Raw genomic sequence first — 24,248 nt, 5'->3', positions numbered from 1 at the left:
GCTCCTGATGTCTTTGAAGCCGAGACTTCGGCTATACTGACCACAGCAGCATAGCTAGCCCCCGATGTGTCCACTTTTCGGGGGTCGGGCCCGGATGGTAAGCCCTGTCGATTTCGAGAACCACACCAGCCTAACCACCAGCAGAAAAGAAATCGCTGCCTAACCACTAGGTAGCTCTACTACGTGTCCACGATTTGCGGACAACCCCATGCGGGGCACGAGAGCGTGGCGCGATGGCGTTGGCGCCACCAGCATCAAAGACGTTGAGGATCTGATAGACGCGCTGGCGTGAGATACCAAAACGCTGAGCCACTCTAGAGGGGCGGCGACCTTGTTTGCGGACTGCGTTGACGATGGCCATGTTGCGGTTCGGGCTATTCATAGTGTCAAACATGTCGCGACTGATGAGTAAAACATCACTCAATACGGCCAGGTAGCCTAAGCGTCAACTATGTCGCGACTGACCTGTCAACCATCACGACCACTTACCCAGGAACAGACTGTCAAATAAGTTATGAATTCAGACAGCTGTTGCCTACGAGATTAAGCCGTAATAATATATATTTTTGAGCGTTCTGACAATGATTTTGGGAAAAGATATACGTTCGTTTACGTTTTCCCTCTTTCGCTTTCAAATTTGTCTACTGCATGCGATCTTAGAGGTGTCCGGATTTTCATCCATCTCCTCTCGAAAGGTTTAAGAGTATGTATCGTCCCAAGAAATCTGCGCTTTTAGCGATGCTGATTACCGCAGCAACAGTTTTTGTTCCGGCTAATGCTGGTGCCGAGACTGTGACTGGCCCCGATGCATCGTCTCAGAATAATGAGTCTCCGTCTTCTGTGTCCTCAGTATTGCTCGAAAATGCAGATTCCTATGTTTCCCTACGAGGAGATCAATTCTCGGTTGATAGCGAGGCGGAAAGCGCTTTCTCCCAAAAAGATCTGCAGGAAATTGAAAATGAGGTAAAGGCTCAGAACGAAAAAATCAATGAGGCCAAGGCTGATAGCAACCTCGAGATGAAGGTAGCGGGAGACTCGGTAACGTTCTGGGAAAAGGGACCGAAGATCTCGAGCTCTGATAACGATGACATTGATCCATACTTTCAAGAAGGCCGGAATGGAATTGAATTCCATGGCACTACTGTAAGGCTGCTGATGTCCAAAACGACGATCAACCGTATGGGTAACGGTATTGCAATCGGTGGAATTTGGGTTCCCGAACCAGTAGTTTCCAAAATCCTAGCTACTGCAGGGGTTCTTGGTGGCGTTGCACCTGGTGGTATCTATGCCGACTTTGGTATTGCTTCGATTGTGACTGGCGCTATTATGCAGACTGCAATTCCACAACGGGTTGGTTTCCAATAAATTATCCCTGAACTAAGCACTAAGGGATTGGCGGTAGCGTGATTGGAATGTTGCCATACGGATGTCGCTGTATTGTTTAGATAATACTCAAAGAGAATCTTCCGGCTAGGAAGATTCAAGATGGTTGGGAGAGGAAATTATGTGGAAAAAGCTGTTGGCCACTGTGGGTGTTCTTCTGATGGCGCTTTCCGTTTACGCTAAGTGGCCGTATGTCGTGACGATTGCTCTAGCAATTTTGGTCATTCTCCTCATATTTGTCCCCTATGGGAAGAAATAAAACCTGAGAAGAGGTAGGACTTTAGATGTACCTACCTCTTCTTTATTTTTATGAATTATTAATTATGAAAAACGAAATCACTCCAATAATGAGCCGTGTAGTCCTCTTCTCTTTGGCTAGTGTATTGACAGCAGCCCCGGCTTCATCAGCATCTATTGCGCAGCAGCAGAATTCTGATCCTCTTTCATACATAGAAAGTGGTGACGAGATACAGGTGGGCCCTCCTCAAGGGGCGGTGACATGTTCTGTAACTATCATTTCCCAACGACGGGCCTTAACTGCAGGTCACTGCGGCGAAAAAGCGGATGAGGTATATTCAAAAGGTAGGCGCATTGGAAGTGTTGGCGAAAATTACTTGTTGAGTAGCCAAGGATCGGATGTTTCAGAAATACTTCTTGATTCCCCTACCAATTACGCTCTCCGAGTCGATAAAGTCAGTGATAAAGAAGTCGAAATCCCTTCCACTATTTTTACCAAAACGTTTCTTGGAGGGAGAATTCAGGGGACTATCGACGACAAGAACCTATATTGTGAGGGTGTTTCCCTAGCGGGGAGGAATTTCCAGGCGCGCACTCTTAAAGCTCAAATAGCTTCAATACCTGGGGATTCGGGTGCTCCTGTCTATAATTCTGCGGGGGAATTGGTAGCCCTTATTGAAGGTGGTAATGGTAAAGGTGATACTACTATTACGCCAATTTCCTTTCTAGAGAAAAGCGTTGAAGACTATCCGACTAATGATTGTAAAACAAATAAATAAACTGTATCAATTTATTTTCTGGTCAAGTCCGATGGAGTGGTGTATCTGTCCTTTCTGAATCGGTGGTTCGGGGACAGTGTCAGGGTCGGTGTTGGGGTCCGGCTCGGGGTTGATGTTGGTTCAATTTGAAGCGTCCTGGGTTTGGTTCCGCTTCTTTTACGGCCCTGTGTTGATGGGCTGGGTGAGATAGTACTCGGTTTCTACTTCCAGTGGGGCGGCGTAGTCCAACGCCTCGTGAAGACGTTTGGTGTTCCACCAGTGTGTCCACCGCAGGGTTGCTAGCTCGACTTCTCCCACTGACGTCCACGGGCCTTGAAAATGGATAAGTTCAGCCTTGTAGAGACCGTTGACCGTCTCCGCGAGCGCGTTGTCATAGGAATCTCCGACTGTGCCAACACTCGGCCGGATCTCGGCTTCGGCCAAAGCAGTGGAGTACTTCAGTGACACTCACTGACTTCCCCGATCACTGTGGTGCACTAGCTGGTCTCCATGGATTCGACCGGCAGTCGTTAATGCATGTTCCAGTGCCTCCCATCGGCAGCGCATCGGTGCGCATCGTAGAGCGGGTGGCAACACCGACTATTTTGCTGCTGCAGACGTCAATGACAAATGCGGTGTACGCAAATCCTGAGAGGGTGCGAACATAGGTAATGTCGGCGACCCAAAGTCGCCCAGGTGCTGCTGCCCGGAAGTGTCGCTGCACAAGGTCCGGACGATGATCCGGAACTTTAGGGCTGATCGTGGTGACCGGGGTTTGTCCACGTCGTCGACCGGACACACCTGCAAGTTTCATCAGGCGTGCGGTCTTGTCGCGGCCGATATGAAAGCCTTCACGGTTCATGGCGTGCCACATCTTGCGAATACCGTAGTCCGAGAAGTTTTCCGCATGGACGCGCTGTATCTTTGGGATGATAAGGCTATCGCTTAAGGCCCTGGCGCTTGGGGCGCGGGTGGTGGCTTTACGGTAGCCGCGGGAGGTAATGAATCCACGATCTGCTTGTTTCAGAACACGGCAGATGGCCCCGGGCCCCAAATTGCTCCTTGTACTCGTCGATGTAGGAGATCATCTGGTCGTGGGTCGGTCGAGTTCCGCTGCGAAAAAGCCGAAGCAGTCTTAAGAATCCCGTTTGCTCGTTTCAACTCGCGGTTTTCCCGGCGCAGACGCTTGAGCTCTTCTTCCATGGTTTCGCCATCTGTTGGTGTCGTCTGCTCATGGGCGAGGCTGTCGCGGTACCAGGCGCGTAACGTGTAGTGGGACACGCCAAGGAGCTCAACGACTTCCTCGTACGCGCGTTGCCGTGAGCAGGACTCCAGACGGACCATCTCTAGGACTTGATGGACCGCCTTCTCCTTGAATTCGGCGGAATACTTTCTGGGCATAGTGCCAATCCTTCCTTAGCAGAGGTAGGAACTAAACCCAGGATGCTTCAAAGTGTCCCAGGTTTTGTTCCGTTTGAGTAGATGGGAAAATCTGGAACATGCCAAGAAAATTTGACCAAGATGCAAAGGACCGCGTGGTCCGTCTCGTGGAAGACCGCATCTTGGCGGAAAACATGTCGATGCAAGCCGCATGCCAGGCAGTAGCTCCAAAGTTGGGGGTTTCATGGCACACGGCTCGTCAATGGACTTAAGCCTGCCCGCCGCGTGGGAAACACCCCAGAACCTGTGCCTGAAGATTTGGCCGCCGAAAACGCGTGGCTACGCCGCGAAAATCAAGAGCTTCGAGATACCAACGAGTTGCTGAAGGCCGCGTCAGCTTTTTTCGCCTCACGACCAGGCCCCAAGCCCCGGTTATGATCCGGTTCATCGATAAATACCGGAATCATTTCTCTGTCGAGTTCATCTGCACTGGCGTTAAAAGAATAACCGGGCTGGTGGGTTCATCACCTCGCGTGGTTATCGCCAGTCCAAAGCCCGAGGGCTTAAGCGCTCGTCGCCTTCGTGACGGTTGTTCTAGTTGAACGCATTAGTGCTGTTCATCGGGATAATTACGGTGTCTACGGTGTGCAGACAATGTGGCATGTGCTTGACCGTGATGGAATAGATATCGGGCGTCAACACGCTACCCAGCTGATGCGCCTGGCTGGTGTTTCTGGCACAGGCAAAGGCAGATCACCAATCACAACGCGCACACCTCAACGTGTCGGATCTGCGCCCAGACTTGGTCGAGCGTGAATTTAAAGCCCAGGGCCTTAAACAAGCTGTGGGTGGCCGACATTACCTACGCGCGCACGAAGAAAGGCTTTGTGTACACCGCGTTTGTCACCGACGTTTACTCCCGACGGATCGCCGGATGGGCATTATCGGACTCGATGCGCACTTCAGGCATTACCGCTGCAAGCACTCAACCAAGCGATTGTAAGTGCGAGGGAAACAACAGGTCTTATTCACCATTCGGATCACGGCTTATAGTACGTCAGCGTTGTCTACAACCAGCGCCTTTCCCAACACGGGATCACTGCTTCTACTGGGACAGTTGGCGACTCCTATGACAATGCTCTAGCTGAAAACGTTAACGGCTCCTACAAGAGGCGAGCTGATCCATACTCGCAGGTGGAATGACGTTATCGAGGTAGAAATCGCCACATTTGAGTGGGTTTCATGGTGGAACGAGGTAAGGCTCCACCAAAGCCTGGGATACCGAACCCCAGCCGAGGTGGAAACCGAATTGTGGAAAAAGAACCCGCAACAGGGAATAATAGAAATCAAGGCAAATGCCTAGGAACAAAACTCGGGGCACTTCAGAACGCAGACAAACATAACCTGCCCCTGCACAGGGGCAGAGCTACGAATCCTGGGTGACCTCAAGCGGTACTGCTAACAACGTAATGGGCTCATTTAGCGCTGTGGCGAGCTAGAACTCCGGATCGATTGCTCCACCAGATCGAGGACACGCTCCAGGCCATCCGTATCCCCTAAGGCGAGCCTATTAATAAACCCATCCATGAAGGTTTCCAAATAGCACACCAGGGTATCTATATCCACGTCATCTCGAAGGCGGCCTTGCTCTGCGTTGGATGCGAGACGGGCGCGGATAGCCTCGTCACGAATGGACTGGTGTTCTTTCCACCGCGCGGCAAACGAGGGGTCAGTGCGCAGTAGAGAAGTGATCTCTAGACGCGTGGCAAGCCAATCGTGGCGTTCTGGGTGACGTAACATTTCACGCATGACCTCGACGAGGCCATTATTAGCCACTACTTCTGCCTGGCGTGCGGCATCTTCGCGGGCTAGGGAAAGAAATAGAGATTCCTTGTCCCCAAAGTGGTGAAAAATGGCGCCGCGTGATTTTCCGGTGGCTTGTTCTAAGAGGCGAACCGTCGCACCCTCATAGCCATGTTCGGCAAAGCAACGCCGCGCCCCAACGAGAATTTCGTGCCGCCGCCGATTTAACTCAGATTCACTCACGATTGGCATAGTGAGGTCGTCTCCTTTTAGGAATGATTAATACTTCAAGTTAAGTATGTTCTGAAACGAACATAGAACGACAATAAAGAAACGCGGGGCCGCAGAGCCCTCTACGGGAGAGAGCGGTGCGACCCCGCGTCTTCAAGCTCAGCGACGAGCACTAAGCCCAAAAAGCTTAGTACTTTTCCGTCGCATTAAGTGGCTTAGTTCTTCACCATCTGGCGCAGCACGTACTGCAGGATACCGCCGTGGCGGAAGTACTCTGCCTCACCCGGGGTGTCGATACGTACGTTAGCGTCGAACTCGACGGCGTCGTCAGAGTCCTGCTTGGTAGCGGTGACGTGAACGGTCTTCGGGATGGAACCGTCGTTGAACTCGGTGATGCCTTCGATGTCGAAGGTCTCCGTACCGTCCAGACCCAAGGACTCGTGAGACTCGCCATCAGGGAACTGCAGCGGGATAACGCCCATACCGATGAGGTTCGAGCGGTGGATGCGCTCGAAGGACTCGGTGATAACTGCCTTTACACCCAGAAGGTTGGTGCCCTTTGCAGCCCAGTCACGGGAAGAACCGGTGCCGTATTCCTTACCAGCGATAACGACCAGTGGGATGCCGGCTTCCTTGTAGTTCTCGCATGCATCGTAGATGTATGCCTGCGGTGCACCCTCTTGGGTGAAGTCGCGGGTGTATCCACCGGTCTCGTCCACCAGCTGGTTGGCCAGGCGGATGTTAGCGAAGGTACCGCGCATCATGACCTCGTGGTTACCGCGGCGGGAACCCAAGGAGTTGTAGTCAGAGCGGGAAACGCCGTTCTCGTCCAAGTACTGCGCGGCCGGGGTGCCCGGCTTGATGGCAGAAGCAGGGGAGATGTGGTCGGTGGTGACGGAATCGCCAAGCTTCGCAAGAACGCGAGCGCCCTTGATGTCCTCAACTGGGTCCGGCTCGGTCGGCATGCCCTCGAAGTATGGAGCCTTGCGGATGTAGGTGGAGTCCTCATCCCACTCGAAGGTCTCACCCTCTGGAACATCCAGGTTGCGCCATGCGTCGTCGCCCTTGAAGACGTCGGCGTAGTCAGCCTCGTACATCTCGCGAGAGATAGCGGACTGGATGGTGTCCTCAATCTCCTGCGGGGTAGGCCAGATGTCCTTCAAGAAGACATCGTTGCCGTCTTCGTCCTGGCCCAGCGGCTGGTTGTCGAAGTCGAAGTCCATGGTGCCGGCAATAGCGTAGGCGATGACCATGATTGGGGATGCCAAGTAGTTCATCTTGACGTCCGGGGAGATACGACCCTCGAAGTTGCGGTTACCGGACAGAACTGCGGTAGCTGCCAAGTCGTTCTCATTGATGGCTGCAGAGACTTCCTCTGGCAGTGGGCCGGAGTTACCAATACAGGTGGTGCAGCCGAAGCCGGACAGGTAGAAGCCCATAGCCTCGAGGTCCTTCCAGAGGTCTGCGCGCTGGAAGTAGCCATCGACAACCTGGGAACCAGGTGCACAAATGGTCTTAACCCATGGCTTGGAGCGCAGGCCCTTTTCGGCGGCCTTACGTGCAATCAAACCTGCACCCACCATGACGGATGGGTTGGAGGTGTTGGTGCAGGAGGTGATGGAGGCAATTGCCACCATGCCGTGGTCAAGGGTGTACTCGCCACCGTTATCAGGTTCAACGGTGATCGGGTTGGAGTGACGTCCCTTAGCACCAGCGGCGGCGGATTCGCCGTGGCCCTCGCGCGACTTGTTCAAACCACCGGTAACGTCCTCATCGCCAGGCGCGCCGCCCTCAGCGGACATGCGCTTTGCCTCTACGGAGGAGTCATCCACGCATACCTCGTCGGTGGTGTAGTTGGACAGGTCCTTACGGAACTGTTCCTTGGCCTCCGAAAGGAGGATACGGTCCTGCGGGCGCTTCGGACCAGCGATGGATGGCTCAACGGTGGACAGGTCGAGTTCGATGTACTCGGAGTACTCCGGCTCCGGAGTGTCCTCTGCCAGCCACATGCCCTGTGCCTTGGCGTACTGCTCGACGCGGTCGATCTGCTCCTGCGGGCGACCGGTGAGCTCGAGGTACTTGGTGGTCTCTTCGTCGATGGGGAAGATGGCCGCGGTGGAACCGAACTCTGGCGACATGTTGCCGATGGTGGCGCGGTTAGCCAGCGGGACGGACTTGACGCCATTGCCGTAGAACTCTACGAACTTCTGGACAACGCCGTGCTCACGCAGCATCTCCGTAATGGTCAAGACGACGTCAGTTGCGGTAACGCCGGTCGGGATTTCGCCGGTGAGCTTGAATCCGACGACCTTTGGGATGAGCATCGATACCGGCTGGCCAAGCATGGCAGCCTCTGCCTCGATGCCGCCAACGCCCCAGCCCAGGATGCCCAGGCCGTTTTCCATGGTGGTGTGGGAGTCGGTACCGATACAGGTATCCGGGTATGCAAGACCCTCGTTGTCAAAGACAACGCGAGACAGGTACTCGATGTTGACCTGGTGGACAATACCGGTTCCCGGAGGAACAACGCGGAAGTTGGAGAAGTTCTCAGCACCCCAACGCAGGAACTGGTAGCGCTCTTCATTGCGCTGGTACTCGATTTCAACGTTCTTCTCAAGAGCGTCGATGGAACCAAAGGCCTCAACGATGACGGAGTGGTCAATAACCATCTCGGCCGGGTTCAGCGGGTTAACCTGGTCTGGCGTACCGCCAAGAGCGGACACGGCTTCACGCATGGTTGCGAGGTCGACGACACAGGGAACACCGGTGAAGTCCTGCATGAGGACGCGGGCTGGGGTGAACTGGATTTCAGTATCCGGCTCGGACTTTGGATCCCAATTGGCGAGGGCCTTGATATGGTCCTCGTTTACATTCTTGCCGTCCTCATTGCGCAGCAGGTTTTCTGCCAGCACCTTGAGGGAGTACGGCAACTTCTCCATGCCAGGAACCGTGTTGATGTCAAAGTAGTCGTAAGACTTGCCGTTGACATCAAGGGTCTTCTTGGCATCGAAGGAGTTCAAGCTTTCAGTCACAGGGAGCTCCATTCCTTGTTGATAAACAGTCTGTTCTGTTTTGTACTCGCCGCCTGCTGGAGATGCGGGATAAGCAAAAGGTGCGCGACCACATAGTGGTCGAGACGAAGCCATGGGGCCCGCAGTGCCAAAGACGGCAAAGAACGCGATGGTTCACCTATTTATTGTAGAGGTAAAAACCTTCCGTTGCTCCAATTGTAACGGGACAAGCGTTCTGTTTAAAGCTTTTTGCCGTACTCGGCGCGTTTACTGTGTAGGCGGCGGCGGTAACCTTTATCTTTAATGAAGAAAGACCAAGGAATATGCGCAAGGCATAACCCCCGATCTCGGGTGCACGAGCCCCGGCTATAATTAAGAAGAGGGAAGAGGATTGAATGGTTCCGGGTGAAGTGGACGTCCCGCAGTTGGCTCAGCAGCTCAAGCAGGACGGCGTAGCTTATTCTGCACCCTCGCTGGAATCGGATGCTCAGCTAAATGCACACGTCGCCGAGCAACTGCGTGAGGGCGACGGGATTGCCGTGGTCGATGTTTCTGTTTTCAAGGCCGCCGACGCGCGCGACATTGCACAAGAGCTTTATGATGCTACCAATCTGCACACCGTCATCGTGCAGACCCCGCGCCATGTCTCCTCGGTTAGCGAGAACTATAGCCGCGCGGATATTGAATCTTCCCAAGCGCAATTAAGGCCAGGACTGAACCAAGTCGATCTTGTGCAGCAGTACTATGCAGGGCTTGAGCAAAGCAGCTTTCCGATGGTCGCCGTCGTCGCCGTCGTCGCCATACTCGCCCTCCTTTTCGGCGGCTTAAGTTATTGGCGTGCCTCCCATCATCGCGAAATTCGGGATAAGTAGCGGCCATTAAGGGGGCTCGATCTGGAGAGAGCGGACGCATCAAGGCGTCCAAGCGTATCCAACTTCTAACTATGTTTGTTCGAAAAAGTAGAAGAAAATTTTCCGTTTTCGGCGCTCGGCGCGCCCCAAAACCATCCGCCGAAGCGAGCTAAATTTTACGGCTGCAAGAGCGTCGTGGCGCACCGCACCGAAGGAACTCGCGGTGCCTACCCTGAGATTTATGGAAAATGATGTTCAGACATTGGCGTAATCCATCGGTTCTTTATGGGCGGCCCTCGGGCGACTCCGGGTCGTTGCGAATGAAGAAAACTCCCATTGCCTAAAAGTGTCAGGGGAGCGGGGGAGGGGCAAAAGTAAAGGCTTAGTGGTTGATTTTCACTGGGGGAGTGGTTCTACTGCGGTGAAATGGCCCCGATTTGGCTGCAGCTCATGACGCACGGCCCTCGGAATATAAAAACCAAAGTGGCGAACATCACAATAACGGGTTGGTAACAAAATTATTGCAGGTTAGGTACGAATGTTGCGTCATGTGGTTTAACTTGACTCCACGTAATTAAGTGGAATGTGTGCGAAAAGGGCGTGTCGTGACGTATGGTTCGAGTGTCGACTCAAGAGACGTGAATATCTTCTTGAGTTCATGGGCTTAGCCTTGACGGTCAATTGAAGATTCGCACGGGTATGTGGGGAAGCACGCCTCGCGGGAATCGAGGAATTGGCGGTTCTTGGAAGTCAATGAACCCCGAGGGAACTCTCGAACGGGAGAGTAGAAAAACTTTTCACTTGAGCGATGACAATGTTCGAAAAATAAACATCAACCCACCTTCCTTAAAAGTGGTGAGACGAGTTCGCTAGAGCTCCATCGTGTGGGTATGCGGGTGTGGTTCTTTGTCGAGCCCTTCGATAGTGGATTCTCGGTCAAGCGGAATCCAGATACGAGGTTCGCTGAGAAGCGCAGTCGGGTACGTGCAGAATGAGAGAATGAGGGAACCGGAATCACACTAGGGCCAGCATCGTGTGGCCTGTTCATGGTTTGTGGCCACTTGCCCTCGCACGAATGGGTACACGCATAAAGCTGTACCTCCACTGCGCCGCGGCGAGTCGTGCCAAGGATCATAGGGCAGTTCTCACTGTGCCAAGCGCAGCGTGCGAAAGGGTCTGGACTCTGCCAGCTACCTAAATTCACTGCACGTCACAAGTGGAGCTCGATGAAGATGCGCCAATCTGAGATTGGCACTGCGATGGGAGAGTTGTAAATGCTCCCAGTAGCGTTAGAGCGCTCACGTTCACAATGAACCGCGTAGGACACGTGGAGAAAATGCACCATCCTTGTCGCTGGTATGGGGAAATAGTAGCGATTGTTGGACAGCGTGACGTGAGGCTACTGAGCTCAAGCATCAGTTGCATAGAGCTTTAATTGACGTGCGCACTCCCTAGGTGAAGTCTCTACAATTTTCGGGCTCATGTGCCATGTACATCCTGGGGCCGCGGGCTGCCAGGGCGATAACGCATACCCATAAGCCCATACGCCTTTGGGTGTGAGCTATCGGATTCGGAATATCGCAAAGAAGACTCTGGGCTTGCTGCTGTGCGAAATGCGCAAGCTTCAGTGTCTCGGGCATTCCTATGCCCAAGTGCGGCACATTGCGTCCCATTCTTTAAAAGGGAGGTGGTCCAAACAAGGAGAATTCCAGTGGCCACCATTCGTCTACCGCGCATCCGACATGTTCGTGCAACTATCGCTGCAGTCATAGGTGTCGCAGCGCTATCGCCCCTGGCGTCCATCGCTCCTGCCGGAGCAGATGAGCTCCTCGATCCCGCCCAGGCCGGTGCGGTTGAAGAAGTTCCAAGCACCGATGCAGATGACTCCATTGCCCGCGCCGTATCCAACGTTGATGCTCAGCAGCGGGACGTAGATCAGCTGCGCCAGCTGCTCGACCAGGCGGAGGAGCAAGCGGCGGCCGCGACGGAGCGCATCGCCCAGCTTTCGGCTGATCCTGCGGTTGCGGACGACGCGGCAGAGCTTGACCAAGCTTATGCTGAAAAGCGTGCAGCCGAATCGGCAATGGTCGAGCACCGCCGCAACTTAGCCCAGCGGGAGGCTCAAATGAATGCCACCCGCAACTTCGCTGAGGCCTCTTTTGCCCACCAGCAGCAGGCGGTGGAAGTGACCCAGCAGGGCGACCTTCCAAAGGTACAAAATCAAGATAAAAACCTTGACTTTAGGGTAGGTGCGGATGCGCTTTCCGGCGATACCGTCAAGCCGCAAGGCTTGAATAAGGACAAGGCTCAAAACTTTACCGACGAGATTGTTCCGGATGAAACTGCGCTTCCTGAGGTGACGCACGATGACGCCGTCGTAGAGGGGCAGGCGGACGCGGCCACCCCGAAGGCGGAGTTCGGCACCGCACTTAATCAAGGAGCAACGCCGTCTTTTAACACGGTGGACTACGGTACCGGTTCCTCGGCATCGGATGTTATGGACATCGCAGGCGATCTCGCCGCAGCCGTTGATCAAGACGATATGCGGGCACTGATGGACGGATCTGCAGACCTGTTGGGCATTGGCAGCCCGAATACGGCGCCATCGGCAAGCACTGATCCTTCCGCCACCGGTCAAGGGCCTGGAGCGCCATCTAACCCTGCTCCGGGCAATAGCAGCCAGATTGAGGCGGTGATCGCTCGCGCAGAATCTGTCATCGGAACCCCATACGTGTGGGGCGGTGGCGACAACAATGGCCCAACTGGCGGCCTCCGGGACGGCGGCATCGCCGATAGCTTTGGTGACTACGGACGGAGCGGTTTTGATTGTTCTGGATTGACTAAGTACGCGTTCGCCGCGGCCGGCTTGGACCTTCCGCACTACTCCGGTGCGCAGTACCAAATGGGCAATAAGGTTTCGCGTGACAACTTGCAGCGCGGCGACCTCATCTTCTACGGCGCCGGCGGCAGCCAGCACGTTGCGATCTACTTGGGCAATGACCAAATGATTGAGGCCCCGCAGTCTGGCCAGAATGTACAGGTCTCCCCAGTGCGCTGGGCTGGTGCGACCCCGGAGGTCGTGCGCCTTCTCTAATTCTCAGCCTTGTGGTTGCTACTATTTAGGGCATGACTGACGCACAGCATCCTGCCCAAAATTTCGACGCCCTCCTCGTTCTTTCTTTCGGTGGCCCGGAAGGAAATGAGGAGGTCGTTCCGTTTTTAGAGAACGTGACGCGGGGCCGCGGAATTCCGCGCGAGCGCTTAGAAGTAGTGGGCGAGCATTATTACCACTTTGACGGGGTAAGCCCGATCAACGGCCTGAACCGGGAGATTATCAGTAACGTCGAAGGCGAGCTGAAAAAACGCGGACATAATCTGCCGGTTTATTTTGGCAATCGGAACTGGCACCCCTTTGCCACAGCTACCGCAGAGAAGATGGCGGAAGAAGGGATTCGCAGGGTGGCCGTCTTCGCCACCTCCGCTTGGGGTGGCTACTCGGCGTGCCGGCAATACGATGAAGACATTGCTGCGATGCGGCAACACCTTGCAGATAATGGTCTGCCAGAAATCGAGTTCACCAAGATTCGACAATTTTATGATCATCCCAAGTTCATCGCGGAGATGGCCGATGCCGTCGCCGAGGCCTGGCGGCGTATACCCGTCGAGAAAACGGGCAGCGCGCGCATGCTGTTTACGGCCCACTCGGTGCCGAATGCACACGATAATGTCGGTGGTGCAGACGGGGACAAGAACCTTTATTCCCGGCAAGTAGCCGAAGCCTCCCGCTTAGTGGCCGAGCGCGTCGGAATTTCGGATTACGACTTGGTGTGGCAATCGCGCTCCGGTAACCCGAAGACGCCGTGGCTGGAGCCGGACATCGTTGACCACACCACCGCACTTCATGAAAAAGACGGGGTAGGCGCCGTAGTGGTGTGCCCCATCGGTTTTATCTCCGATCACATGGAGGTCATCTGGGACTTGGACTCTGAACTGCAAGCTGCCGCCGATGAGATGGGAGTACAGGTCGAGCGCGCCCGTACCGCTGGCCCCTCCCAGCGGTTTGCGGACATGGTCGTGGATCTGGTGGAAGAACTCGAACAGGGGAAACCGTGGGAGACCAGCGGGAATGTCACCGTACAAGGGTGTACCACCAACGGCGCGCCCTGCGCTGCAGGCTGCTGCGATATTCGCGCCCACTAAAAGTACTCTGGGCGGGCCTGTTCTAGCGAGCGAATTCCGCTGCTGAATAAGCCACTGCCGTCATCCGCGCTTGCCGGATATGGCGCCATAAGCGGAGGAGCTGCGGATCGAGGCTGTGATCGTTGATCCTATCCGTGACGGTTTCGATGATCGCGGCAACGCGGTCCGCGCGAGCAAAGAGTTTCGCAGCCCGGGGCGGGGTGGCCGGTGGCAGGCCGGGCGTGTCATAAAAATCGCTCAGGGTCCCCACCGTGAGCCGGGGATTAGTCAGCGCGGTGGACTGGTAGCCGGTGACCGTAATGAGATCGGCGGATTCATCCGTCGCCTTAGTTAACAAGGCATCCGCTTCGCCGGGGCTCAGCCATGCCGGTGAAGGTAGCGGCTGATCCTCACGAATCACCTGCCATGCCGTGTGAGCTCGATGGGGATGGGGGACAAGGACGAGCGAAACTTCCGGATCGTTGGTGCGCACAACGATGGCGCCCGCTGAACTTTGCGCGGCCGCACGGGCAGATTCTGATCCTGCGGGAAGCGCCGGCGCTTCACCCGGGCCAGATAAAACAAGCCGGAGAAGAGGCTCCCCGCCCGCGCCTGGCTGAGAAGTGAGCTCCTTCGTTTCGGCGCGCAGCAAGGCGAGCAAATCGATGAAGGGAGATTCATCCAAGCATTCGGGGCGCCCGCCCAGCTCTGTCAGGGCATCGAGCAGCTCATCTGTTGTCTCATGTCCCCACAACCACGCAGCTAGCCAGATGGCAGAGTTTTGGAGAGGGGACCAGACTTCGGCGCGCATATCCATGGCGAGCAAGTGTAGTAGATAGACTATCGGGCCATGAGTTTAGATCCTTATGGCGGAGATATTTTTGCTGGGCACCGACGCAGCAAGCCCACCCAGTACCCAGAAGTGCCCGCAGAACCGGGCATGGTGGTAGAAGTGCGCGGTGATGACTTTGTGGGCGCCGTTTTAGGCGTGGATAAGACCGTCTTTGGTGAGGTCGTACGGCTAGAAGACCGCCACGGCGTCGAGCGAGTATTTAACCTCATTAAAGGCGGATTCTTGGTAGAAGGTCAGCCGGTAACGCTGACGAGGTATGTGCCCAAGCAAGCACCCCGCAAATCAAACTCGGGCTCTAGGCGTGTAGAAAACGTAGAGGCCAAGGTGGCAGCGCCATCACGCATTTGGGTCGAAGGCGTCCACGATGCCGCCATTGTGGAAAAGGTATGGGGGCACGATCTACGCGTAGAAGGCGTGGTCGTGGAATACCTGGAGGGCTTAGACAACCTCGAAGAAAGGCTCGCCGAATTTCAGCCTGGCCCCGGCCGCCGGGTCGGCGTGCTCGCGGACCACCTGGTCAAAGGGTCGAAAGAAACGCGAATGACCGAGTCTGTGGGGGAGCACGTTCTAGTCACCGGCCATCCCTTCGTGGATATTTGGGCTGCAGTAAAACCGCAACGGGTAGGCCTGCAAGCATGGCCGGAGGTACCGCGGGGTGAAGATTGGAAAACCGGAATCTGCCGCCGCGTGGGGTGGTCCGATCCCTCCGATGGGTGGCGCCACGTTTATAACGCGGTCCATTCCTTCAGGGACTTAGACTCGAGCCTTATCGGGGCGGTCGAGCGCCTGGTGGATTTTGTGACCACGCCTGAACTGCGCAAATCAGACCTTGTCTAAGCCCCAGTAAGCGACGCTTTCTCGGCTTAGGCTAGATTGGCGCGTTCAATGAGGTTGACCGCCAATTGCCACCCGGCCATCTCGGCGCTCCAGCCCGCGGCTTGCAGCCTTTGGGACATCGCCTGTTTGGAAATTCCCAATTCTTCTGCGGCCTCATTTTGATTGAGCCCCGCCCTTACAAGGGAGGTTGCCTCGCGGCCCTCGATGGTGCGCTTATTGAGCACGTATCCAATGAGCGCGAAGGCGGCGGCGATATCGCTCGCCTCCGCAGAACGGCCGCGCTTATTGAGCTTGGTGTAGACCTGCCCCATGCGCGCGGAATTTTTGAGCGCCGCGGTAGCCACGTGGCGCGCGCTTTCTTCGTCCGCCTGGTTGCCAGGGCTGATGCCGATGCCGATGGCCCAGTCGCCATCGGCAAGCAAGGCCATGACGACCTCACACACTGCGGTGGCGGAGTCGACCACGGCGCAAATATCCTCGACGCCAAGGACGTGAAACTCGCCGACGCCCTCGAGGGTGGATAGCGCGGCGGCCGAGCGCTGTACGAGCTCAGCGCGGCGCACGGAACGCCCACGGTAGCGGGCATGGACAGCGAGCACGAGGATCCTCCTTTATTGCGAGCAGTTCGTTACAGTCTACCGCTTAACCTTGACTGGACGGGAGTTGGCAGGCGCGAATCGAGCACAAGCCCGCCGATACCGGCGAGGGTAAAGACGATAAAGGCAACGATGATCCCGGGGCTGGCCGTGCCAGTAAGCGCATCGCCGAAAAAGACACCGATGACCGTGGTGGGAATCGAGCCGACCAACGTAGCGACCGTAAAGTGCGAAACGCTGATGGGGGTAAGCGCGGCGACATAGTTGAGAAGGCTGAAGGGCACTCCCGCCACCATGCGCAGGGAAGCGATGGCCAGCCAACCGCGCCGCTCCAGGTGGTTATTGATGGTATAAACCGCGGGATGGGCAAGATGCGGCCTCATCCATTCTCCGAGCAGGCGGCGCACAATCAGCAACGATAATACGGCCGAGATGGTGAGCGCGAGCAGCGAGATAGCAAGGCCCTGCCAAGGGCCGAAAAGGATGCCCGCTGCAACCGTCCAGATGGTTCGAGGCAGGGGAAATTGCGTAAATGTGACATAACCTAGCGTGAAGGCGACCGGAAACCACGCGCCAAGGCGAGCGGCGGCGACTCGCATTTGGGAGAGGTCGGGAATGTCGAGCCAGATAAAAAGCGCAGCTCCAGCAAGTGCGAGCGCGATGATGAGTATCCAGCGTCGCGGTGACCACGCACGGATTGAGCCCCAAGCTGAGTGGGTGAGTTGAACGCAGAAGCTACCAAAGCTGCGTATCCAATCCCGGAAAGTGGTCATGCGTTTGTATCGTAGTCGGCTCGGCCGGGCTGATAGAAAAGAGCTGTACTTATAGAAAAATCTCGAGACACCATAGGAACGATGTCTCGAGACTTCACAGCGTGCCCGGAGGGGGACTTGAACCCCCACGTCCGTTAATAGGACACTAGCACCTCAAGCTAGCGCGTCTGCCATTCCGCCACCCGGGCAGGGTGTTTACAACCTCTCGGTTGGGCACCCCGAAACTTTATCGTGTTCCGCTACCGGAATACAAATCGCCAGGTAAATCCTCATAAACCGCACGATTTCAAGGCGGGGAAATACATCCTTGTAACTTGGTAGGCCGCAGCGCCTAGATAGGAGCACGGCCTGACACCAGCCGCACGGTTGTGGGGTGAGTGGGAGGGGCATCGACAAGCGCGTGTGATCTGCGGTACAAAGGGGTATATGACTTCTTATGCAGATGACACTCGATTCCCCGGACCTGACCCCTACGCTCCGCTGCGCGATCTCCCCAGCTTCGGACTGTCTTCTACCGACTTGGTAGAAGGCGATGAGATCCCAGAAAAGCACCGTGCGCCGGAAAGCGTGTCCCCACAGCTGGCATGGTCCGGACTGCCGGAGGGAACCAAGTCTTTGGCGGTGACCTGCTTTGACCCAGATGCACCGACTGCCTCCGGTTTCTGGCACTGGGCCGCTTTTAATATCCCCACCGATGTCTCCGAGCTGCCCACCAATGCCGGCGCGGCAGAGGACCTTGGCATCGACGGTGTTGTTAGCCTGCGCAATGATTCCGGCAACCGTACCCATTTTGGTGCCAACCCACCGGCCGGCCACGCGCCGCACCGCTACCTCTACGCGGTCCACGCCGTAGACGTAGAAACCCTTGATATCGATCCGGATTCTTCCCCGACCGTCCTCGGCTTCAACCTGCACTTCCACGCATTGGGCCGGGCAATCCTTTGGGGCTGGTACGAGGCCAAGTAATGGCGAGTTCCGCTCCTAAAAATCCAGTGATCCCACCCGCAGCGCTGCGGGTGGGCGGCGCTTTTTTGGTCGTCGCTTTTGTGCTGGTCCTATTCGCCCTCATCTCCGTTTTTAGCGATGGATGGGGCGCACCCTTTGTCTGGACCTACAGCAACCTCGCGATCATTATCGCTGCGGTGATGGTGGGTGCATTCAGCACGATGAGCAAGGAGCATGCCGGTAGTCGCGCGCAGATTATCGCCCTGGCAGTGGCGGTGGCCTTGATCATTGCTAGCCGCTTTCTGCCGCAGCACGAACTTCTGATTCAGCAGCAGTATTGGCTGCTCTTTTATGCCGGCATGTCCGCCATCTGTGCCTTAATTTTGCGGCGCAGCGTCATGGCGACCTCTTAAGCAGACATTCAAACAAGCAATGCCACGTGTTTATACATGTGGCATTGTGCTATCTGGTGGGCTGCTAGTTTATCGCCTTCCACGGCAGATTGGAGCCTACGGCCTCAGAAATATTGTTCAGGCCATGGGCGCGAATTTGCTTGGCGATGCCCCTGTGAATATCCCGAATCCAGTCCGGACCACCGTAGATAAGGCCGGTATAGCCCTGGAGGAGGCTGGCACCGGCGGCAATCCGCTCCCACGCTTGCTCCGGGGTGGTAATCCCGCCAACGGAAATCAGAACAAGCTGCGAGCCCACGCGCGCGTTAAGTCGGCGGAGTACCTCTAAGGAGCGCTCGGCCACGGGTGGGCCGGAAATTCCACCGGCGCCAAGGGCTTCTACCTCCGCGCGGGGAGTATTCAGTCCCTCGCGGGAGATGGTGGTATTGGTGGCGACGATGCCGGCAAGGCCCAGTTCCACGGCGAGATCGGCGACGGCATCGACATCGGCATCCGAAAGATCCGGTGCGATCTTGACCATGACGGGAACATCGGTGGATTCTTGCACGGCGCGCAGGATGGGGCGAAGCGATTCGACCGCCTGCAGGTCCCGCAGCCCGGGAGTATTGGGGGAGGAGACATTGACCACCAGGTAGTCCGCCAGACCGCCTAAAACGGAAGCGGAGCGGCGGTAATCATCCACGGCGCGTTCTGCCGGGGTGATCTTGGTTTTGCCGATATTAATACCGATGACGTCGTTGTACCGGCGCTTGCGCAGGTTTTCTGCCACGGCGGCAGCGCCCTCATTATTAAAGCCCATCCGGTTTAAGATGGCGGCATCTTTTTTGAGGCGGAAAAGGCGGGGAGTCGGGTTGCCCGGCTGCGCCTGTGCCGTGACGGTGCCCAGTTCGGCGTAGCCGAAACCAAGCGGCGACCAGGCATCGGCAGCCGCGGCGTTCTTATCAAAACCGGCCGCGAGGCCAAGCGGGCGCGGGAAGGTGATCCCGCAAACTTCTTGTTTCAAGACTGGATCATTGACAGGCAGGATGCGGCCAAGCGCGCGATTGGCGGGCCCTGCCGCGTGCAGGATGTGCAGGCCAGAGTTGATTATGCCGTGGATGCGCTCGGGGCTTAAGCGAAACATCCCGCGCAACGCCAGCTGATAGGCGCTTTTGCGCAGCGAATCAAAGGTCGAAACCATGGATTAAGACTCCTTTTTCAGGTGCGGATCCGCCACGAACTGCAGCCCCTGGCCGGATGCGGAGGCAACCACGATGGTGCCATTGGAAAGAGCGGAAATATTTTGGGCATCGGCAAGCGTGGCAAAGTCGCCGCGGGATTCGGGAACGCCCTTGTCAATGGAATAGGCGTGCGCGGTGTTGTTATCGGTGGTGGTGACCCATGCGAGCTCGCGCGAGTCATCCCAGGTTACCGCCCAGGGAGTGCCGTCCACCACGCCGTATTGGTGCAGGCGGACGACGTCATCGGAAGTATAGACTGCGATCCGGCCGCCCTCGGTATCGGAGGCGAGCACGACGCCGTTATTACCCACCGCGATTTGGCCGACACCCTGGCCAGCGCGCAACCGGCCGCCGGCGCGGTCATTGGGCCAATCGATATTCTGGATCGTGGAATCCGAACGCTGAATGCGCACAATCCCGTCATCGCCATCTGCATTGGGAACGGCGAGCATCTGGTCCGATCCGGCCTCTACGGAGATTTCGCCGTCCCGCGTGCCATCCTTGTACCGGCCCACCACAGCGGAATCGTCTGCGGTGACAAAGACCTCGCCGGTCGAAATCTGGGTAGCGGCGGTGACCTGGAAGTCCTCATCCATGTTGATTTCTTCCGGTGATTCCGGCGCAGAAGGATCGATGAGCAAGACCTTGTCCTGGCAAGCCAAGACGAATCCAGATTCAGAAGAGCTTAAATCGCCGCAGGTGGAATCGATATCGATGCTCTTAGCCTTGTTGGCCCCAAAGTCATCCTGGCTGCCAATGTGCACCTGGTCTGCGGTGCGAACGGCAATCGTATCTTTTACCGCAGCCAGATCCGTAATGTCTTCATCGAAATCGATGACCGTGCCGGCAGGATCGGTGTCACTGGGAGATGCGGCCGGGGTGGCGTTGCCCTTTACCGCGGTTTCGGGATCACCGCCTACGCTCACGCTGGAATCGCAGGCGGCCAGCGCAGCAGTGGAGAGTGCTAGCAAGCTGGATAGTACGAGTGTGGAGCGGGATCGTGATTTCACGGATACTTATCCTAACAGCGCGCGTTGTGATTTCCCGAAGCCGTGCGCGACGGTAGTGTATGGCGGGTGATTTCTGATACCGCGACCGAAGCAGTTTCTTGGGCACAAGTTATCGTCTTATCCATTGTGCAGGGCCTTACGGAGTTTCTTCCAGTAAGCTCCTCGGGACACCTGCGCATTGTTTCTGAGCTCTTTTGGGGCAACGACGCCGGCGCTTCTTTTACCGCCGTTATCCAGCTCGGCACCGAGCTTGCCGTGCTGGTCTATTTCGCCCCGATGATCTGGCAAATCTTATCCGGGTGGTTCCGCGGGTGGACCAATCCCGCCTCGCGCGGGCAGGACTGGCGCATGGGCTGGATGGTCATCGTCGGATCCATTCCCATCGGCGTCATCGGTTTGGTCTTTGAAGACGCCATTCGTGGGGCGCTGCGCAACCTGTGGATCACCGCCGCGATGCTGATCGTCTTTTCCTTCGTCTTCATTGCCGCAGAGCGCGTCGGCTCCAAAAAGCGCGGTTTTGAGGAGCTGACGATGAAAGATGCCATCATCATGGGTCTGTGCCAGTGCTTGGCGTTGATTCCTGGCGTGTCGCGTTCGGGCGGCACCATTTCCGGTGGTCTTTTCTTGGGTCTCGATCGCGAGGTGGCCACGCGTTTTAGCTTCCTCTTGGCCATTCCGGCAGTACTGGCTTCTGGGCTTTTTTCGCTTCCCGATGCCTTCGCACCCGAGGCCGGCCAAGCCGCTTCCGGTATGCAGCTGCTCGTCGGTACCGGCATCGCCTTTGCCTTGGGCTATGCCTCGATCGCGTGGTTGCTGAACTTCGTGGGCAACCACTCCTTTGCATGGTTTGCGGCCTACCGCATTCCCGTGGGCATTATCGTGATGATTCTGCTGGCCTTGGGAGTCCTACAGCCCATTTAAATCCACCCATAAAGAAGCGTTAGGATAGGTGCCATGCATTCTTGGCCAACACCTTCTTTTAGCCCCGTCCCAGGCGATGCGGCACAGCTCTATCTCTACGATTCCGCGAATCAAACCAAGGCCCCCGTGCAGGTAAAGGGGGATACCGCCACCATGTACGTGTGCGGCATTACCCCGTATGATTCGACCCACTTGGGTCACGCAGCCACCTATCTCACCTTTGACCTGATTTACCGGCAGTTCTTGGATGCAGGCAAGAAGGTCAATTACGCGCAAAATATCACCGATGTCGATGACCCACTCTTTGAGCGCGCGGAGCGCGACGGCGTTGATTGGCGCGAACTCGGCACCTCCCAGATTGACCTTTTCCGCTCCGATATGGAGCTTTTATCGGTCATTCCGCCGCAGCACTTCATTGGTGCCATGGAAGCAGTCGATGAGATCGTGGACATGGTGCAAAAACTATTGGATAACGGCGCCGCTTACGTGGTGGATGACCCTGAGTACCCGGATGTATATGCCTCCATCGAAGCCACCGAGGAATTTGGTTATGAATCCAATTACTCGATGGAACAAATGCAGGAATTTTTTGCTGAGCGCGGCGGAGACCCCGACCGCCCAGGCAAGAAGCACCCCATGGACGCCCTGATTTGGCGTGCCCACCGCGAAGGCGAACCGGCGTGGGAGTCTCCCTTCGGTCCCGGCCGCCCCGGCTGGCACATCGAGTGCTCTGCCATCGCCACCAACTACTTGGGTAGCACCTTTAATATCCAGGGCGGCGGCAGCGATCTGAAATTCCCGCACCATGAATTCTCCGCCGCACATGCAGAGGCCGCATTGGGCGTTGACCGCATGGCGCAGTTTTATGTCCACACCGGAATGATCGGCCTGGACGGCGTAAAAATGTCCAAGTCCCTGGGCAACCTGGTCTTCGTACACAAGCTTGTGGAGCAGGGCGAGGATCCCTCCGCCATTCGCCTCGGCGTATTTTCCGGTCATTACCGCGCCGAGCGGGACTGGTCCGATGAGGTGCTCGACCAGGCCAAGAACCGCCTGGCCACTTGGCACTCTGCCCTGGAAACCCCTGGGTCCCTGTCGGCTGCGGAAGGTGCGGTAGCGGGGCTTCGCCAAGCACTTGCCGATGACCTCGATACCCCCACCGCGCTGCGCGCCATCGACGATTGGGCAGGCAGCGACCGTGGCGAAGACGAGGAAGGCGCTGCAGAGTTGGTGCGTACAGCACTTAATTCGCTGCTCGGCGTGCAGGCCTAGCCAACTTAAGGCAATATCGACAGCATGAGCATTCGCGCAGATTTCCAACCCACCGTTGATGAGTTCATTGCTGATCTTAAGTCCTTTGCCACCGGCGATTACCTCAAGGACGAGGAGAAAGAGTTCTGGGAGGCGCCGTTTGACGCGGCGGTGCTCCCAGAACTTAAAGGCCATCTCGAGCAGATGTTGGATGGGCTGGACGGTTTGCCGGACGATCCTGATGGCGGCCAGCTCGCCGCGGTATTGAATAAGACCGTGCAAAAACTCGCTACCTTTAATCGCAAACAGCACGATGCCGTGGTGGAGCCGGAGGAAAAGGAAGAAATCGCCGTGCTTATGTACAACGCTTCTGCGGCTACCGGTGCCGACGATGAGGCACTCTCACAGATCCCCGAATTGGACTTCTAAAAACCTTTACGGCTGCAGCCTACTGTGGGTAAATTTCTACGGTGACGTTGATTGATCACCGCGCAGCGCGAATATTTCCTCCCCGTTGGGCCGTAGTTCTATGCCGGAAAAGCCGGTGGAGTGTGTATGACCACAGAAAGTGATTCCCAGCCTTTGTCCCGTCCCGCGGCGATTTTCTGGGATATGGATGGCACCTTGACCAACTCAGAGCCCTTGTGGGGTGAGGCGACGTACTATCTTTCGGAAGTGCTGGGCAAGCGCCTGACACCCAGGCAACGCATGGATACGGTCGGGGCTACCTTTCCTACGACGCTGCGCATTTGCGCTGATAATGCGGGAGTTTCCTTGGGCGAAGGCGACGTCGAAGCCTACCGGCGCAAGATGTTTGATTATGTGAAGACTCTTTTTGCTGGCCGCCTAGAAATCTTTCCCGGAATCCCGGAGCTTTTAACCGCGCTGCACCAAGACGGCATGCCGATGATGGTCACGACGAATACGGATCGCGACGTCGCGGACGCAGCCATCGCGGTAATAGGCCGGGAGTATTTCGTGGACACTATTTGCGGTGATGAAGTCCCCACCGGCAAGCCCGCTCCAGACATGTACTTGGAAGCGGCTCGGCGCCTTCAACTTGATCCAGCTCAGTGCCTCGTATTCGAAGACTCTCCGGCCGGTATGCGCGCGGCCGTTGCCGCGGGGTGCACCGTTATCGGTTTGCCCGAGGATGAAGGCGTGGAAGTACCGGAGGGGGTAGTGGAGATCTCCCGGCTGCGCGATTCTCGCCACCTTGCAGGCGCATGCCATGTAGATGTCTATGAATGGTTCCGGGCTATCCAGGAAATGAAATAAAACCCTTCGCATTGACCGCTTACCTGTGGAACAATAGGTAGCTGTGAAGGATTTTGAGACACTTTTTGCTGAGCTACTGAACAAAGCAGACCAGAAGCCCGAGGGCTCTGGGACCGTCCAGGCGTTGGAAGAAGGCGCCCATCATATTGGCAAAAAGATCATCGAAGAGGCAGGCGAAGTATGGATCGCCGCCGAATACCAGTCCGACGAGGAACTGGCGGAAGAAATGTCGCAGCTTATCTATTGGACGCAGGTCATGATGATCAAGCGCGGCCTGCGGCCTGAAGATATTTATAAATACCTATAACTTGTTGCCCA

The 24,248-nt window shown here is 56.4% G+C and carries 23 protein-coding genes, 1 tRNA gene and 3 pseudogenes; 17 read left to right on the top strand and 10 right to left on the bottom strand.

Features of this window, described 5'->3' with window-relative positions; genetic code table 11:
* Nucleotides 1–208 precede the first annotated feature (208 nt).
* Nucleotides 209–382: pseudogene (locus tag ABRP64_RS04470) on the bottom strand (helix-turn-helix domain-containing protein); the annotation flags it as partial.
* 323 nt (nt 383–705) lie between these two features.
* Here ABRP64_RS04470 and ABRP64_RS04465 point away from each other — a divergent pair.
* Nucleotides 706–1,365 (top strand): hypothetical protein, encoded by a 660-nt coding sequence (locus ABRP64_RS04465; RefSeq protein WP_284769791.1) that lies wholly within the window; start codon nt 706–708, stop codon nt 1,363–1,365.
* Nucleotides 1,366–1,667: 302 nt separating this feature from the next.
* Nucleotides 1,668–2,399: a trypsin-like serine protease gene (locus tag ABRP64_RS04460; protein WP_284850127.1), complete on the top strand. Its 732-nt coding sequence runs from the start codon at nt 1,668–1,670 to the stop codon at nt 2,397–2,399.
* Nucleotides 2,400–2,555: 156 nt separating this feature from the next.
* Here the strand turns inward: ABRP64_RS04460 and ABRP64_RS04455 are convergent.
* A pseudogene (locus ABRP64_RS04455) lies at nt 2,556–3,779 on the bottom strand (IS3 family transposase).
* Nucleotides 3,780–3,831: 52 nt separating this feature from the next.
* Between ABRP64_RS04455 and ABRP64_RS04450 the strand changes: the two are divergent.
* From ABRP64_RS04450 to ABRP64_RS04435, 4 genes and pseudogenes are all read left to right on the top strand, one after another.
* Nucleotides 3,832–4,030 (top strand): annotated as a pseudogene (locus tag ABRP64_RS04450) (hypothetical protein).
* 382 nt (nt 4,031–4,412) lie between these two features.
* A complete protein-coding gene (locus ABRP64_RS04445) occupies nt 4,413–4,574 on the top strand; it encodes a hypothetical protein (RefSeq protein ID WP_349865593.1) in 162 nt (53 codons plus the stop codon).
* Nucleotides 4,571–4,891: a DDE-type integrase/transposase/recombinase gene (locus tag ABRP64_RS04440; RefSeq protein ID WP_349865584.1), complete on the top strand. Its 321-nt coding sequence runs from the start codon at nt 4,571–4,573 to the stop codon at nt 4,889–4,891. Before ABRP64_RS04445 ends, ABRP64_RS04440 begins: the two co-directional genes overlap by 4 nt.
* An 11-nt stretch (nt 4,892–4,902) precedes the next feature.
* Nucleotides 4,903–5,121, top strand: coding sequence for an integrase core domain-containing protein (locus ABRP64_RS04435; RefSeq protein ID WP_349865592.1), 219 nt, complete (start codon nt 4,903–4,905; stop codon nt 5,119–5,121).
* Nucleotides 5,122–5,237: 116 nt separating this feature from the next.
* Here ABRP64_RS04435 and ABRP64_RS04430 read toward each other — a convergent pair whose 3' ends face one another.
* Together ABRP64_RS04430 and can are read right to left on the bottom strand one after the other, a co-directional pair.
* Entirely contained in the window at nt 5,238–5,813 is a 576-nt protein-coding gene (locus ABRP64_RS04430) for a TetR/AcrR family transcriptional regulator (protein ID WP_284796119.1), read from the bottom strand.
* A gap of 194 nt (nt 5,814–6,007) precedes the next feature.
* Nucleotides 6,008–8,824: an aconitate hydratase gene (can, locus tag ABRP64_RS04425; protein ID WP_349865582.1), complete on the bottom strand. Its 2,817-nt coding sequence runs from the start codon at nt 8,822–8,824 to the stop codon at nt 6,008–6,010.
* A 374-nt stretch (nt 8,825–9,198) separates the two neighbouring features.
* On the opposite strand from can, the gene ABRP64_RS04420 reads away from it, so the two are divergent.
* From ABRP64_RS04420 to ABRP64_RS04410, 3 genes are all read left to right on the top strand, one after another.
* Nucleotides 9,199–9,675: an Rv1476 family membrane protein gene (locus tag ABRP64_RS04420; protein ID WP_284785140.1), complete on the top strand. Its 477-nt coding sequence runs from the start codon at nt 9,199–9,201 to the stop codon at nt 9,673–9,675.
* A gap of 1,690 nt (nt 9,676–11,365) precedes the next feature.
* Nucleotides 11,366–12,748: an NlpC/P60 family protein gene (locus tag ABRP64_RS04415; protein WP_349865581.1), complete on the top strand. Its 1,383-nt coding sequence runs from the start codon at nt 11,366–11,368 to the stop codon at nt 12,746–12,748.
* A gap of 32 nt (nt 12,749–12,780) precedes the next feature.
* Nucleotides 12,781–13,854 (top strand): ferrochelatase, encoded by a 1,074-nt coding sequence (locus ABRP64_RS04410; RefSeq protein ID WP_284770646.1) that lies wholly within the window; start codon nt 12,781–12,783, stop codon nt 13,852–13,854.
* Between the two features lie 22 nt (nt 13,855–13,876).
* Here the strand turns inward: ABRP64_RS04410 and ABRP64_RS04405 are convergent, their stop codons facing one another.
* Nucleotides 13,877–14,650, bottom strand: a complete 774-nt coding sequence (locus ABRP64_RS04405) for an Rv1486c family protein (RefSeq protein ID WP_349865579.1) — start codon at nt 14,648–14,650, stop codon at nt 13,877–13,879.
* 33 nt (nt 14,651–14,683) lie between these two features.
* Between ABRP64_RS04405 and ABRP64_RS04400 the strand changes: the two genes are divergently transcribed.
* The gene (locus tag ABRP64_RS04400; RefSeq protein ID WP_284770648.1) at nt 14,684–15,523 is read left to right on the top strand and encodes a DUF3097 domain-containing protein; all 840 of its coding nucleotides are present in this window, start codon (nt 14,684–14,686) and stop codon (nt 15,521–15,523) included.
* 26 nt (nt 15,524–15,549) lie between these two features.
* Here the strand turns inward: ABRP64_RS04400 and ABRP64_RS04395 are convergent, their stop codons facing one another.
* The 3 genes from ABRP64_RS04395 to ABRP64_RS04385 all read right to left on the bottom strand — a co-directional run bounded on the left by ABRP64_RS04395 (nt 15,550) and on the right by ABRP64_RS04385 (nt 17,080).
* Nucleotides 15,550–16,122 (bottom strand): hypothetical protein, encoded by a 573-nt coding sequence (locus ABRP64_RS04395; protein ID WP_023022380.1) that lies wholly within the window; start codon nt 16,120–16,122, stop codon nt 15,550–15,552.
* A gap of 29 nt (nt 16,123–16,151) precedes the next feature.
* Nucleotides 16,152–16,892 (bottom strand): TVP38/TMEM64 family protein, encoded by a 741-nt coding sequence (locus tag ABRP64_RS04390; protein WP_284850130.1) that lies wholly within the window; start codon nt 16,890–16,892, stop codon nt 16,152–16,154.
* Between the two features lie 102 nt (nt 16,893–16,994).
* Nucleotides 16,995–17,080 (bottom strand) — tRNA-Leu (locus tag ABRP64_RS04385).
* A 238-nt stretch (nt 17,081–17,318) separates the two neighbouring features.
* On the opposite strand from ABRP64_RS04385, the gene ABRP64_RS04380 reads away from it, so the two are divergent.
* Entirely contained in the window at nt 17,319–17,858 is a 540-nt protein-coding gene (locus ABRP64_RS04380; RefSeq protein WP_284770650.1) for a YbhB/YbcL family Raf kinase inhibitor-like protein, read from the top strand.
* Nucleotides 17,858–18,250 carry a hypothetical protein gene (locus ABRP64_RS04375; RefSeq protein WP_284850131.1) on the top strand — a complete coding sequence of 131 codons (393 nt, stop codon included), beginning with the start codon at nt 17,858–17,860 and terminating at the stop codon, nt 18,248–18,250. Before ABRP64_RS04380 ends, ABRP64_RS04375 begins: the two co-directional genes overlap by 1 nt.
* Before the next feature lie 64 nt (nt 18,251–18,314).
* Here ABRP64_RS04375 and ABRP64_RS04370 read toward each other — a convergent pair whose 3' ends face one another.
* Nucleotides 18,315–19,430, bottom strand: coding sequence for a quinone-dependent dihydroorotate dehydrogenase (locus ABRP64_RS04370; protein WP_349865577.1), 1,116 nt, complete (start codon nt 19,428–19,430; stop codon nt 18,315–18,317).
* Nucleotides 19,431–19,433: 3 nt separating this feature from the next.
* Nucleotides 19,434–20,480 (bottom strand): NHL repeat-containing protein, encoded by a 1,047-nt coding sequence (locus ABRP64_RS04365; protein WP_349865575.1) that lies wholly within the window; start codon nt 20,478–20,480, stop codon nt 19,434–19,436.
* A 66-nt stretch (nt 20,481–20,546) separates the two neighbouring features.
* Between ABRP64_RS04365 and ABRP64_RS04360 the strand changes: the two genes are divergently transcribed.
* From ABRP64_RS04360 to ABRP64_RS04340, 5 genes are all read left to right on the top strand, one after another.
* Nucleotides 20,547–21,401, top strand: a complete 855-nt coding sequence (locus ABRP64_RS04360) for an undecaprenyl-diphosphate phosphatase (protein ID WP_284864697.1) — start codon at nt 20,547–20,549, stop codon at nt 21,399–21,401.
* Between the two features lie 33 nt (nt 21,402–21,434).
* Complete coding sequence (mshC, locus tag ABRP64_RS04355) at nt 21,435–22,673, top strand: cysteine--1-D-myo-inosityl 2-amino-2-deoxy-alpha-D-glucopyranoside ligase (protein ID WP_349865573.1); 1,239 nt, start codon at nt 21,435–21,437, stop codon at nt 22,671–22,673.
* Nucleotides 22,674–22,697: 24 nt separating this feature from the next.
* On the top strand, nt 22,698–23,081 hold the full coding sequence (locus tag ABRP64_RS04350; protein WP_349865571.1) for a hypothetical protein: 384 nt from the start codon (nt 22,698–22,700) through the stop codon (nt 23,079–23,081).
* A gap of 126 nt (nt 23,082–23,207) precedes the next feature.
* Complete coding sequence (locus ABRP64_RS04345) at nt 23,208–23,930, top strand: HAD family hydrolase (protein WP_349865569.1); 723 nt, start codon at nt 23,208–23,210, stop codon at nt 23,928–23,930.
* 43 nt (nt 23,931–23,973) lie between these two features.
* On the top strand, nt 23,974–24,237 hold the full coding sequence (locus tag ABRP64_RS04340) for a phosphoribosyl-ATP diphosphatase (protein WP_005279188.1): 264 nt from the start codon (nt 23,974–23,976) through the stop codon (nt 24,235–24,237).
* Nucleotides 24,238–24,248: the final 11 nt, after the last annotated feature.

Source organism: Corynebacterium sp. KPL4015 (genome assembly GCF_040225725.1).
Lineage (GTDB): Bacteria > Actinomycetota > Actinomycetes > Mycobacteriales > Mycobacteriaceae > Corynebacterium > Corynebacterium rhinophilum.
Note: the sequence above shows the minus strand (reverse complement) of the source record. Positions and strands in the feature narration are given on the sequence as shown.